Genomic DNA, 14,003 nt, shown 5'->3' on the forward strand with positions numbered 1-14,003 from the left:
GATAATGTCTCGCCGTCGATATAGTGAGACAGATCACACTCAATTATGACGACCGGTACGTTTCCCTGGCATTTAAAATGCCATTATTTTCTTAAAAATCATTAAATTAGGTGTTGTATAGCACATTTTTGTATAAATAAGATTGCCATTTGACGTATGTGTGGATTCCCGATAAGTTGGGAATCCGCTGGAAGCTTTCTGGATGAGTGCTCTGCTCATCATATTTATGCAGTAATTGAGATTCCCTCTTAACAGCAAGTCCTCAAACTTGTGTACCGATGCGAAAAGGATTTAAAGAGGGCGAATGCGAGGTGTAAACCCCGTCGCCATGCTCTTTCTGTGCCCGTGCGCAATCGGTATCGGAGGGTGTCCCGTAGAGCCTGGGGAGGTTCACTGATATGTTGTACGATAAATCCCTTGAGAGGGATAACTGTGGTTTCGGCCTGATCGCCCACATAGAAGGCGAACCTAGCCACAAGGTAGTGCGAACCGCTATACACGCACTGGCCCGAATGCAGCACCGCGGCGCGATTCTTGCCGATGGAAAAACCGGCGACGGTTGTGGCTTGCTGCTACAAAAACCCGATCGTTTCTTCCGAATTGTTGCGGAAGAGCGCGGCTGGCGTTTAGCCAAAAATTATGCCGTTGGGATGCTGTTCCTTAATAAGGATCCTGAACTGGCCAAAGCGGCGCGCCGCATCGTCGAAGAAGAACTTCAACGCGAAACGCTGTCTATCGTCGGCTGGCGCGATGTGCCGACCAATGAAGGCGTTCTCGGTGAAATCGCCCTCTCCTCGCTGCCTCGTATTGAACAAATCTTTGTGAACGCCCCGGCTGGCTGGCGTCCGCGCGATATGGAACGCCGTTTATTCATCGCGCGTCGCCGTATCGAAAAGCGTCTGCAGGAAGATAAAGATTTCTACGTTTGCAGCCTGTCGAACCTGGTCAACATTTATAAAGGTCTGTGTATGCCGGCGGATCTGCCGCGCTTCTACCTGGACCTCGCGGACCTGCGCCTGGAGTCGGCAATCTGCCTGTTCCACCAGCGCTTTTCCACCAACACCGTGCCGCGCTGGCCGCTGGCGCAGCCGTTCCGCTATCTGGCGCACAACGGCGAGATCAACACCATCACCGGTAACCGCCAGTGGGCCCGCGCCCGTACCTATAAGTTCCAGACGCCGCTGATCCCGGATCTCCACGACGCCGCGCCGTTCGTCAATGAAACCGGCTCTGACTCCAGCTCAATGGATAACATGCTGGAGCTGCTGCTGGCGGGCGGGATGGACATTATCCGCGCTATGCGCCTGCTGGTTCCGCCAGCCTGGCAGAACAACCCGGATATGGATCCTGAGCTGCGTTCGTTCTTTGACTTTAACTCCATGCATATGGAACCGTGGGACGGCCCGGCGGGCATCGTGATGTCCGATGGTCGTTTCGCCGCCTGTAACCTCGACCGTAACGGCCTGCGTCCGGCGCGCTATGTGATCACGAAAGACAAGCTCATCACCTGCGCCTCCGAAGTCGGTATCTGGGATTACCAGCCGGATGAAGTGGTTGAAAAAGGCCGCGTCGGCCCGGGCGAGCTGATGGTTATCGATACCCGCGAGGGGCGTATTCTGCACTCCGCGGAAACCGACAACGATCTGAAAAGCCGTCACCCGTATAAAGAGTGGATGGCGAAAAACGTCCGTCGTCTGGTGCCGTTCGAAGAGCTGCCGGATGAAGAAGTCGGTAGCCGCCAGCTGGATGATGATACCCTCGCCAGCTACCAGAAACAGTTCAACTACAGCGCCGAGGAGCTGGACTCCGTCCTGCGCGTACTGGGTGAAAACGGCCAGGAAGCGGTCGGCTCAATGGGCGACGATACCCCATTTGCCGTGCTCTCCAGCCAGCCGCGTATCATTTACGATTACTTCCGCCAGCAGTTCGCGCAGGTGACCAACCCGCCGATCGACCCGCTGCGCGAAGCGCACGTCATGTCGCTGGCCACCAGCATCGGCCGTGAAATGAACGTCTTCTGCGAAGCGGAAGGCCAGGCGCACCGCCTGAGCTTCAAGTCGCCGATTCTGCTGTACTCCGATTTTAAACAGCTGACCACCATGGAAGAGGAGCACTATCGCGCCGACGTCCTGGATATCACTTTTGATGCCACCGAAACCACGCTGGCTGAAACCGTGAAGGCGCTATGCGATAAAGCCGAACAAATGGTGCGCAGCGGTACCGTTCTGCTGGTGCTCTCTGACCGCAACATCGCCAAAAACCGTCTGCCGGTACCGGCTCCGATGGCGGTAGGCGCGATCCAGACCCGACTGGTCGATAAGAGCCTGCGCTGCGATGCCAACATTATTGTCGAAACCGCCAGCGCCCGCGATCCGCACCACTTTGCCGTGCTGCTCGGCTTCGGCGCGACGGCGATCTACCCGTATCTCGCCTATGAAACCCTGGCGAAGCTGGTGGATAACAAAGCCATCGACAAAGCGTACCGCGCGGTGATGCTGAACTATCGTAACGGCATCAACAAAGGTCTGTATAAGATCATGTCGAAGATGGGGATTTCGACCATTGCCTCCTATCGCTGCTCGAAGCTGTTTGAGGCGGTAGGTCTGCATCGCGAAGTGTCCGACCTGTGCTTCCAGGGCGTCGTCAGCCGTATCGGCGGCGCGGGCTTCGAGGATTTCCAGCAGGATCTGCTGAACCTGTCGAAACGTGCCTGGCTGGCGCGTAAACCGCTGGATCAGGGCGGCCTGCTGAAATACGTCCACGGCGGCGAATATCACGCCTATAACCCTGACGTGGTGCGCACGCTGCAACAAGCGGTACAAAGCGGCGAATACAGCGATTACCAGCAGTACGCGAAGCTGGTTAACGAGCGCCCGGCGGCAACGCTGCGCGATCTGCTGTGCGTAACGCCGGACGGAACCACGGTGAACCTGGACGACGTTGAGCCGGCCAGCGAACTGTTCAAACGCTTCGATACCGCGGCGATGTCTATCGGCGCGCTGAGCCCGGAAGCGCACGAAGCGCTGGCGGAAGCAATGAACAGCATCGGCGGTAACTCCAACTCCGGCGAAGGCGGCGAAGATCCGGCACGCTACGGCACCAATAAAGTCTCGCGCATCAAGCAGGTCGCCTCCGGCCGCTTCGGCGTGACCCCGGCTTACCTGGTTAACGCCGACGTTATTCAGATTAAAGTCGCTCAGGGCGCGAAGCCCGGCGAAGGCGGCCAGCTGCCGGGTGATAAAGTCACCCCCTATATCGCCAAGCTGCGCTATTCCGTACCCGGCGTAACGCTGATCTCCCCGCCGCCGCACCACGATATTTACTCTATCGAGGATCTGGCTCAGCTGATTTTCGACCTGAAGCAGGTTAACCCGAAAGCGATGATCTCCGTGAAGCTGGTTTCTGAACCGGGCGTCGGGACTATCGCCACCGGCGTAGCCAAAGCCTATGCGGATTTGATCACCATTGCCGGCTACGACGGCGGCACCGGCGCCAGCCCGCTCTCTTCCGTGAAGTATGCGGGTTGTCCGTGGGAACTGGGACTGGTGGAAACCCAGCAGGCGCTGGTTGCCAACGGGCTGCGCCACAAAATTCGTCTGCAGGTGGACGGCGGTCTGAAAACCGGCCTTGATATCATCAAAGCGGCCATCCTCGGGGCTGAGAGCTTCGGCTTCGGTACCGGCCCGATGGTCGCGCTGGGCTGTAAATATCTGCGTATTTGCCACCTGAACAACTGCGCAACCGGCGTAGCGACTCAGGATGACAAACTGCGTAAGAACCACTATCACGGTCTGCCGTTTAAGGTCACCAACTACTTTGAATTCATCGCCCGCGAAACGCGCGAGCTGATGGCGCAGCTGGGCGTGAAGCGTCTGGTGGATCTGATTGGCCGTACCGACCTGCTGAAAGAGCTGGACGGTTTTACCGCCAAACAGCAGAAGCTGGATCTGAGCAAGCTGCTGGAAACCGCGGAGCCGCATCCCGGCAAAGCGCTGTACTGCACAGAGAACAATCCGCCGTTCGACAATGGCGTACTCAATGCTCAGCTGCTGCAGCAGGCAAAACCGTACGTTGACAGCAAGCAGAGCAAAACTTTCTGGTTCGATATCCGCAACACCGACCGCTCCGTTGGCGCATCGCTGTCCGGCTATATCGCCCAGACCCACGGTGACCAAGGCCTGGCAGCCGATCCGATTATCGCCCACTTTAGCGGTACCGCGGGTCAGAGCTTCGGCGTGTGGAATGCCGGCGGCGTTGAGCTGCATCTGACCGGCGACGCGAACGACTATGTGGGTAAAGGGATGGCCGGCGGCCTGCTCGCCATTCGTCCTCCGGTAGGCTCGGCCTTCCGTAGCCATGAGGCCAGCATCATCGGCAACACCTGTCTGTACGGTGCGACCGGCGGTCGTCTGTATGCTGCGGGTCGTGCAGGCGAGCGTTTCGCGGTACGTAACTCCGGTGCGATCACCGTCGTCGAAGGCATTGGCGACAATGGCTGTGAATACATGACCGGCGGTATCGTCTGCGTGCTGGGCAAAACCGGCGTCAACTTTGGCGCAGGCATGACCGGCGGCTTTGGTTACGTTCTGGATGAAGACGGCGACTTCCGCAAACGCGTGAACCCTGAGCTGGTAGAAGTGCTGGACGTTGACTCTCTGGCCATCCATGAAGAGCACCTGCGCGGTTTAATTACCGAGCACGTGCAGCTTACCGGTTCGCAGCGCGGTGAAGAGATTCTGGCCAACTGGCCGGCCTTCTCAGCGAAGTTTGCGCTGGTTAAACCGAAGTCCAGCGATGTTAAAGCACTGTTGGGTCACCGTAGTCGTTCCGCAGCTGAGCTGCGGGTGCAGGCGCAGTAAGGGGTTAAGATGAGTCAGAATGTCTATCAATTTATCGACTTACAGCGAGTTGATCCGCCAAAGAAAGCGCTGAAGATCCGTAAAATTGAATTTGTGGAAATTTACGAGCCGTTTTCAGAAGGCCAGGCTAAAGCACAGGCAGACCGCTGTCTGTCCTGCGGCAACCCGTACTGCGAATGGAAGTGCCCGGTTCATAACTACATCCCGAACTGGCTGAAGCTGGCCAACGAAGGGCGTATTTTTGAAGCGGCGGAACTGTCGCATCAGACCAATACCCTACCGGAAGTGTGCGGGCGCGTTTGCCCGCAGGACCGCCTGTGCGAAGGTTCCTGCACGCTGAACGATGAGTTCGGCGCGGTAACCATCGGTAACATTGAGCGCTATATCAATGATAAAGCGTTCGAAATGGGCTGGCGTCCTGACCTTAGCGGCGTAAAACAAACCGGTAAAACCGTCGCCATCATCGGCGCGGGCCCGGCGGGCCTGGCGTGCGCCGACGTATTGACCCGTAACGGCGTGAAGGCGGTGGTCTTCGATCGCCATCCGGAGATCGGCGGCCTGCTGACCTTTGGTATTCCGGCCTTTAAGCTGGAGAAAGAGGTGATGACCCGTCGTCGCGAGATCTTTACCGGTATGGGCATCGAGTTCAAACTGAATATCGAAGTGGGCCGCGATGTACAGCTCGACGATCTGCTGAAAGATTACGATGCGGTGTTCCTCGGCGTCGGAACCTATCAGTCTATGCGCGGCGGGCTGGAAAACGAAGACGCCAGCGGGGTCTTTGATGCGCTGCCGTTCCTCATCGCCAATACCAAGCAGATCATGGGCTTTGGTGAAACGGCGGATGAACCGTACGTTAGCATGGAAGGCAAGCGCGTCGTGGTTCTCGGCGGTGGCGACACCGCAATGGACTGCGTGCGTACCTCGATCCGCCAGAACGCCACCCACGTCATCTGCGCCTATCGCCGTGATGAGGAGAACATGCCGGGATCGAAGCGCGAAGTGAAAAACGCGCGTGAAGAAGGCGTGGAATTCCAGTTCAACGTTCAGCCGCTGGGCATTGAAGTGAATGCCAACGGTAAAGTCTGCGGCGTGAAGATGGCGCGTACGGAGATGGGCCAGCCGGATGCAAAAGGCCGCCGCCGCGCGGAAATCGTGGCCGGTTCTGAGCATGTGGTGCCCGCCGATGCCGTGGTGATGGCGTTTGGTTTCCGCCCACACAGCATGGAATGGCTGGCGAAGCACAGCGTCGAGCTCGATTCTCAGGGCCGCGTGATTGCGCCGGAAGGTAGCGACAACGCCTTCCAGACCAGCAACCCGAAAATCTTCGCCGGTGGCGATATCGTTCGCGGCTCTGACCTGGTGGTCACCGCGATTGCCGAAGGCCGTAAGGCGGCTGACGGCATCCTGAACTACCTGGAAGTGTAAAAAACAAAACGCCGGATGAGAAAATCGTCCGGCGTTTAGCGTTTAGCTAAGTGCTATTTGATGAGCAGTCGCCAGGCGATATCCGCTTCAATTGTTGTGTTATCGGTATTTCCACTGAACATACTCTCGTTGAGCACGGGGAACAGCATCACGCGAAAACTCATCTGCTTCCCTTGCGGCACAACATTATTTTCTACGGCGATCACCGCCTCATTGTTACGCACATACAGAGGAGATGTTGTCCCGCTCTCCGGCGTAAAATTCAGCTGGTCCACTGTTTTTCCAGCGCTGTAGGACTTGCCATCAACGGTAATATTTTCAACCTTAAGCCCAACACCACCGCGAGCGCCAAACAAAAAGCGACCTTTCTCGCCAGCAGCACCCTGAACCAGCACCGCCATCTGATGCATTTCAGAACAGGAAACATTCACATTCACTTCCCACTCAGACAGTTTGTGCCAATTCTGGGTAGTAGAAACAATGTCATCACGGCGTATCTGGTTATAATCAATTTTTGTCCGGGAGAGCGTAATCTGGCACTCTTCGGCACGAACGGTGCCTGACAGCAGCATTCCCGCAGATAACAGCATCCCTATCCACTGATTCATCGACATACGCCGTCCACCTCTTCGTAAAATGCGTCTTCATCCCTCTTGTCGCTTAAGATGTAATCAATCTTGCACAGTCGGTTATTATCGTCGTCCATGACATACAGTGCCGAAACCTGCTCAGCCTCATTAAGGAAAACATGCCCGTCATCCACGCTGGTGACAATATAATTGCCTTTCTCATCAACGATGGATAATCCCTTATCCAGCGCCCTGTTATCCGCACGCTTAACGCGGATCATCACCCGACGGTTATTCAGGACTTTAAAACCGACTTCGCTCACCGAAGCATGCGCAGCTGCCACATACTTTGTTCCATTTGCCAGCGTCATACTCGCAGGCAGCTTGTTCGCGTCAATTTCAATGCGCGAATTACGCCACTCATTCAGCCCAGGGATAACAGCCTGCCCCCAATAATCGGTCCAGACCGTCCCCTGCGGAGTACTGATTTCAACGCCAGCTTTCGATTCACTCAGTTTTGCAATGGCAAACGTATTCCGAATGGTATAAGGCGTGAAGGTGACGCCGCTTTTATGCGCCGCAACCCCACCTGAGAGCGTGGCATTATAATTACGGTGGCGGGAACCCACGCGCCCGCCGCCAATGCCTAATCGAGTGTAATGTAAGTTAGTGCTCAGGTTGCCGTTAACGCTATTCTCACTCTCTCCCCTGTCCCGATCGACGGAGATATAGTAGTAAGAATCCTGTGACAGTGCGCCAGAGTTCTGTACGCCGTAGCTGTTACGGTTGCCCTGTTTACGCATATAGCTACTGACGCGCTGCGAACCGCCAAACGGAATGCTCAGGTTAACGTAGAGCAGATCATCATCCTGGCGCCCGTCTTTGTTCCCCATCGCTCTCTGCCAGTTAACAGAAACGGTGGCTCGATCGAAGCTCCTGCCCCATGAAAGCAACAGGTAGCGGGAATCATTACCCGCCCCTCTGCTTTGGTTGTAGTTAAAACCAGCGCTAAATGTCCCCCCAGGCGGCGTAAACCAGGCCAAACTGGTGGAATACGTATTGCTATAGGGTTGAAAATCATCGTTCAGCGCGTCCGTCAGTTCACGATAGCCGGGGGTAAAATGTGCCGCGCTCGCTGACGCACTTAAAGATTCTGCCAGCTTAAGTGAACTCTGTAGCTCAGTTTTCACACCGCTGTTTTTCTCGCCGAATTTTTCCTGGCTTGCGGCCACGCTGGTGGAGGCACTCCAGTTATCGGTCAACAGATATTCAGCATGGACGCCGCCGCCAAGGTAATTTTTCGTTGCCGCACCAGAAGCCAGCAGATTCAGCCGAGGCAATATACGCCAACCGTCAGAGAGGTTAAGCACCCAGGGATTTTCATAATCCTCTTTAATATCGCGTATCTGACCAAAAGAGGCGGCCAGGCCCTGCGGCCGGGAAAGCTTCCGCGCCATGACGGATGCGGCTGGAACAATAAAGCGATTGCTTGAACCATCGGATTCAATAACCGTCACCTCCAGTTCCACATTACTGCTCGCTATCGGTACATCATCGAGCGTGAACGGTCCGGCCGGAACCAGCGTGCTGTAGATAAGTCGTCCGCTCTGACGTACCTCCACGCGGGCCTGAGCATTATGCGCCATTCCTGCAACGCTGACGCCGCTTCCGCTGCCCTGCAAAGCACGGGTAGGCATCAGCTGTACGCCAACGATCGGGGCTCCGCTCAGGACATATGAGCTGGCATTGATCTCCCCGACCTGCGCAGTCATCTTCAACGCGTCAAAAACGTGCTCGGCAAAGGTGTAAACACTTTCAGCATTCTTATCGCCATTATCGTCGGTAAGGATATAGCGGCTACGCAACGACCAGTCGCTGATGTTTATGCCCCCTTCCAGACTGGCCTGAGAATAGAGATTGGTATCGCTGCCGCCATATTCGCTGCGGGTACTGAACAGGTCATAGTTGAGCAATCCAGCTATTCCGCCGTGCTGAAAGTTTTTGATATCACCATTCATCCCGTTCAGCGCCTCCGGCGGGAGATACAGTTCGACCATTTCCTGGCCTGGCAGGGCTTTCACTACCGCCTGCGCGTAGTCATTGACGATGTCATGGCACTCTTCATTCTTTTTCAGGGGGACCGGCATTAACCCGGAAAACTCAATAAAATCATGATCAACGCACAGCGTACCATCCTCGCCAAAACGCGCCGCGACGGTTCCTTTATCCTTACCGTTAATCTTCACCTGCACGGAATGCGTACCGGGGAGAAAGCGCGGAGCTCGCGCAAAATAACGGTTGAGATTGACATTCAATCCGCGTGACTGAATCATCTCGGTATCAAACGTTATCTCTTTGGCTTGTACATCAACGGAACAGAGCGCAGCCAGCGGCAAGATTCCACACAATGACGCACAGGAGCGAGAAGTAAGACGGCGTTTTTTAAACATAGACGCTTCTTATTTTGCATTCAGGTCCGAAATAAAACTAGGCACTTCAATACCATAGCGGCTAGCAGGATAGAATTGAACTTTATTATCACCATTAATATTTTTTGAAACGGTGATATTTAACGTTTCTCCTGGCAAGATGTAACTTGTACTAATATGCCCCTTCGTACCAGAGGGAAGAAAAACTATCTCGGGAGCCAGACGAACGACATATTTATCAGGATTGACGACTTTTGCAGTATTTCCTGAGCCTGACCACTGCAGATACTTCCACGCATCAGTCACAACGGGAAGGCCCGCGGGGCGAATCAGCACGGGTAAATCCTGACGAATATTGAAGCCGATTTTAATTCTTTTATTTTCACTTTTTGGCGGAATGCCTTCAAACGTCACGCGTTTAAAATGCTCGACGTCCAATGGTTTATTATTCTGCAGAATAAAACGGATTTGTTGCGTTTGCCCGGGTTCTACGCGAACCACGGGTTGCGTAGGTATCAGCTTTAAATCCTTACTTTCATCAGGCAAATCAACAACCGTTGTATACAATAATGCGGGGTGCGCATCCGTATTTTTCACGTTCATTGTGCCACTGTGAGTCGCCTCATCAATGACTAATAAACTTGTTTCCGGCACCATTCCTTCAGAAAAAACAGAGAGTGAGACAAAAGAGAAAATAGAACAAATAATAATTTTGGCAGATGAATAATTAAAAAAACGCAAAACAAACCCCTTGGATAATTCACACCCCGTGTTAACCACGACAATAAAAATGGGAGCAGCCCAAAATAGTCGCTCCCATTTTATTAATAGCCTATGGTATCAATAATTACAGATAACGCAGGCTGATAGTCAGCTCACCATCCAGCGCAGTGTCATCAGTAATAGCCAGCGTGCTGGTGTTTTGAATAGCCAGAGACGTTACCAGTGGGAAAGTCGCGGTTTTGAATGCAACCGGAGCTTCAGAACCGAAGGCCGCAACAGAAAAGTCGCGGAAAGTGCCTGCGGTGATACCGCCGGTGCTCTTGGCCCACTTAACACCTGAGTCATAATAATCAGCGCTAATAGCGGTCACACCTTCGCCGTCAGCGGTTACGCTATCCACTTTTACGAACATGCCATAAGAACCAATATTGACGTTACCCGCTTTGCCCACGCCGTAAGTCACACGATCGTCATCAAGGGAGTTACCAAGAGCAGTAGCATTTTCTACGGTTAATTTAGCATTAGAACTGCTACGCTCATCAATCAAATTCCAGGATAATTTGGTTGCAGCAGTACAGTTAATGGTCAGGTTGATATTTTTCTGCCCCAGCTGATTAACCGCTGTGGAAGATAATTCACCGAGGTTAATCGTGCCATAGTCCACCACGCCGCCATTATCCAGAGTGGGTGTGCATGCTGCGTTTGTTAAAGTACCCTTTACTTTTAATACAGCAGTAGGATTAGCAGCAATAGCCGAAGTCGCGCTCATTGCCAGAATGGCAGCCAGAAGTGTTTTTTTCATGAGTCAATCCTTAACGTATAATATATTTACATATCTAATAAACGCATTTTAAAAGAAAGAGCGTGTCTTAAATACGAAACGGATAATACGTTAAAGGGTACAATAAAATACACTTAGAAAAATTAACTTTAAATGTAGAAGAACTTAATCAATAGTTAATTCTTATGATTACTTTTTTGCAACTCACGAAAACAAAAAAAATAATAATGAATCGTAGCAAAAACCCAACGATTTTGCGCCTTAACATGGATATTCATTGACTTTGATTATAAAACCGTCATAAACGATAAAAATAATATTGATATATTTTATCATCATAGCGGCAATAAAACACCATTATTCCGAACAGTCATTTACAAGGAAAATAAGTTAATATCAAACACTAGAATATTAATTATATGAATTCAATAAATTCACATAAATTTCTCGCACTATATTATAATTTCAGCCACCCCCTGATGTATTACAGACTCAGCAAGCTCTTTCGCTCATCGGCAACCCAGCTTAATAGCTTAATTAAAGACGTACCAGATAGCGGATATACACTTAAAAGGGGGTGGAAAGGGAATACAATCAACCCAGGAGCCCTACACGGAGTGTAGTAGAAATATGAGGTTTATTAGCGGAGTTTGAAATCAACGCCACGTACCCGCATCGGAGAGTATGAAATAGAGAATTAAAGCGGGGATGCTTTACGGTAATCACGGTGAATGGCAGAAAGTAAAACAGGCCCCGAAGGGCCTGGCAAACATTATTTAACGACGCGCAGCGCCGGACGGCCGCCGCGAGGAGGCGGCGTATCGTCAGGATCGTCGTCGTGATTATCCGGCTTATCGCCATCGATCACCGACATGACCGTTTCGCTGTCAGGCAGCTCTTCGTCATCGTTCAGGCTAGTGACATCTTCATCATAAGCCGCTTCTGGTTCGAACATGGTTCCCGCACCATTCTCGCGCGCGTAAACCGCCAGCACGGCCGCCATCGGCACGGAGACATTGCGCGGCACGCCGCCAAAGCGCGCGTTAAAACGCACTTCGTCGTTGGCCAGCTCGAGGTTACCGACAGCACGTGGGGCAATATTGAGAACAATTTGCCCATCGCGAGCGTACTCCATCGGGACCATTACGCCCGGCAGAGTGACGTCAACGACCAGATGCGGAGTCAGCTGGTTATCCAGCAGCCACTCATAGAACGCTCGTAACAGGTACGGGCGACGCGGCGTCAGCTGTGATACATCCATCATTTAGCCCCGACCGAGACGCATTTCACGTTCGGCTTCAGTTAAAGAAGCGAGGAAAGAGTCGCGCTCAAACACGCGAGTCATATAGCCTTTGAGCTCTTTCGCGCCAGCACCGACCAGCTCTACGCCGAGAACCGGCAGACGCCACAGCAGCGGTGCCAGGTAGCAGTCTACCAGGCTGAACTCATCGCTCAGGAAGTAGGGCTTCTGGGTGAATACTGGCGCAATCGCCTGCAGTTCTTCACGCAGCTGCTTACGCGCAGTATCAGCCTGCGCAGCGGTACCGGTCTGAATGGTATTCATCAACGAATACCAGTCCTTTTCGATACGGTGCATGTACAGACGGCTTTCCCCACGCGCAACCGGATAAACCGGCATTAGCGGCGGATGCGGGAAACGCTCATCCAGGTATTCCATAATGATGCGAGATTCCCACAGAGTGAGCTCACGATCCACAAGCGTCGGTACGCTTTGATTCGGGTTGAGGTCAATCAGATCCTGAGGCGGGTTGTCCTTCTCCACGTGCTCTATCTCAAAACTAACACCTTTTTCGGCCAGCACGATGCGGACCTGATGGCTATAGATGTCAGTAGGACCAGAAAACAGCGTCATTACCGAACGTTTGTTGGCAGCGACAGCCATGAAAACCTCCAGGTATATTCAGAATTTTTGTACTGCTGCCGACCACGCATGGCCAGCCAGATGTAAAAACCCCATTTGCGTGACTTCATTTCGTTCGTCATCCAAACAAAAAATGAACAATCACCTGCATTTGGGCAGAAAATTGGATGATAGTTTACCAGATTTTGAAGACGTTGTGGTGAGGGGATTCTGGAAATGCTGAAAAAGTGGTAATAATGGGGCGTTTGTAGAGGGAAAATGGCAAATTTATCCATAAAAAAACCCGCCGAAGCGGGTTTTTTCGCAAATTGTTCTGCGTGAGCAGAAAACAATTAACGTTTGGAGAACTGCGGACGACGACGTGCTTTACGCAGGCCGACTTTCTTACGTTCAACCTGACGAGCATCACGAGTAACGAAGCCAGCTTTACGCAGTTCGCCACGCAGGGACTCATCGTACTCCATCAGAGCGCGGGTGATACCGTGACGGATCGCACCAGCCTGACCAGAGATACCACCACCTTTAACGGTAATGTACAGATCTAATTTCTCAACCATGTCGACCAGTTCCAGCGGCTGACGAACTACCATGCGGGCAGTTTCACGACCGAAGTACTGTTCCAGAGAACGCTGGTTGATAACGATTTTACCGTTGCCCGGTTTGATGAAAACGCGAGCTGCGGAACTTTTGCGGCGACCGGTGCCGTAGTATTGATTTTCAGCCATTGCCTATAATCCCGATTAGATGTCAAGAACTTGCGGTTGCTGTGCCGCGTGGTTGTGCTCGTTACCCGCGTAAACTTTCAGCTTACGGTACATAGCACGACCCAGCGGGCCTTTTGGCAGCATGCCTTTAACCGCGATTTCAATCACACGCTCAGGACGGCGGGCAATCATCTCTTCAAAGGTCGCTTCTTTGATACCACCGATGTGGCCGGTGTGGTGGTAGTACATTTTGTCTTCGCGCTTGTTGCCGGTTACAGCAACTTTTTCTGCGTTCAGAACGATGATGTAATCACCGGTATCAACGTGCGGAGTGTATTCCGCTTTATGCTTGCCGCGCAGGCGCAGAGCCAGTTCGGAAGCCAGACGGCCCAGAGTTTTACCGGTCGCGTCAACAACATACCAGTCGCGTTTTACGGTTTCTGGTTTAGCTGTAAAAGTTTTCATTAAAAGCTTACCCAAATAAATAAGTTACACGTTGGTGAACACCCAAACGTTTAGTCAGTTGAGGTTCACACGACATTGTCCAGCAAACCTACCCCTTCGAATAGCCTATGCCGGCACATAGAAAGTTTTGGGAAAAAAACCTTCTCGTAACGTGGGGTCGCAA

10 protein-coding genes are annotated in these 14,003 nt (G+C 52.7%); 2 read left to right on the forward strand and 8 right to left on the reverse strand.

The annotated features are described in order from the left end of the window. Positions 1-398 precede the first annotated feature (398 nt). Together gltB and gltD are read left to right on the forward strand one after the other, a co-directional pair. Positions 399-4,859 carry a glutamate synthase large subunit gene (gene gltB / locus MKleb_RS24800; RefSeq protein WP_025108152.1) on the forward strand — a complete coding sequence of 1,487 codons (4,461 nt, stop codon included), beginning with the start codon at positions 399-401 and terminating at the stop codon, positions 4,857-4,859. A gap of 9 nt (positions 4,860-4,868) precedes the next feature. After that, complete coding sequence (gltD, locus tag MKleb_RS24805) at positions 4,869-6,287, forward strand: glutamate synthase subunit GltD (protein WP_004854608.1); 1,419 nt, start codon at positions 4,869-4,871, stop codon at positions 6,285-6,287. Positions 6,288-6,340: 53 nt separating this feature from the next. On the opposite strand, the gene MKleb_RS24810 is transcribed toward gltD, so the two are convergent. The 8 genes from MKleb_RS24810 to rplM form a co-directional block, all read right to left on the reverse strand. After that, a complete protein-coding gene (locus tag MKleb_RS24810; protein ID WP_025108153.1) occupies positions 6,341-6,901 on the reverse strand; it encodes a DUF1120 domain-containing protein in 561 nt (186 codons plus the stop codon). Continuing rightward, positions 6,892-9,306: a fimbrial biogenesis usher protein gene (locus MKleb_RS24815; RefSeq protein ID WP_025108154.1), complete on the reverse strand. Its 2,415-nt coding sequence runs from the start codon at positions 9,304-9,306 to the stop codon at positions 6,892-6,894. Before MKleb_RS24815 ends, MKleb_RS24810 begins: the two co-directional genes overlap by 10 nt. 9 nt (positions 9,307-9,315) lie before the next feature. After that, positions 9,316-10,026: a fimbria/pilus chaperone family protein gene (locus MKleb_RS24820; protein WP_416381396.1), complete on the reverse strand. Its 711-nt coding sequence runs from the start codon at positions 10,024-10,026 to the stop codon at positions 9,316-9,318. 106 nt (positions 10,027-10,132) lie between these two features. Continuing rightward, the gene (locus MKleb_RS24825; protein WP_025108156.1) at positions 10,133-10,810 is read right to left on the reverse strand and encodes a DUF1120 domain-containing protein; all 678 of its coding nucleotides are present in this window, start codon (positions 10,808-10,810) and stop codon (positions 10,133-10,135) included. A gap of 751 nt (positions 10,811-11,561) precedes the next feature. Then, a complete protein-coding gene (gene sspB / locus MKleb_RS24830) occupies positions 11,562-12,050 on the reverse strand; it encodes a ClpXP protease specificity-enhancing factor (protein ID WP_014226996.1) in 489 nt (162 codons plus the stop codon). Between the two features lie 3 nt (positions 12,051-12,053). Then, complete coding sequence (sspA, locus tag MKleb_RS24835) at positions 12,054-12,692, reverse strand: stringent starvation protein SspA (RefSeq protein WP_014226997.1); 639 nt, start codon at positions 12,690-12,692, stop codon at positions 12,054-12,056. 311 nt (positions 12,693-13,003) lie between these two features. Then, positions 13,004-13,396, reverse strand: coding sequence for a 30S ribosomal protein S9 (rpsI, locus tag MKleb_RS24840; RefSeq protein WP_000829815.1), 393 nt, complete (start codon positions 13,394-13,396; stop codon positions 13,004-13,006). Between the two features lie 15 nt (positions 13,397-13,411). After that, positions 13,412-13,840, reverse strand: a complete 429-nt coding sequence (rplM, locus tag MKleb_RS24845; RefSeq protein WP_004106200.1) for a 50S ribosomal protein L13 — start codon at positions 13,838-13,840, stop codon at positions 13,412-13,414. Positions 13,841-14,003 lie beyond the last annotated feature (163 nt).

Source organism: Klebsiella sp. PL-2018, from assembly GCF_019048985.1.
Taxonomy (GTDB): Bacteria; Pseudomonadota; Gammaproteobacteria; order Enterobacterales; family Enterobacteriaceae; genus Klebsiella; species Klebsiella michiganensis.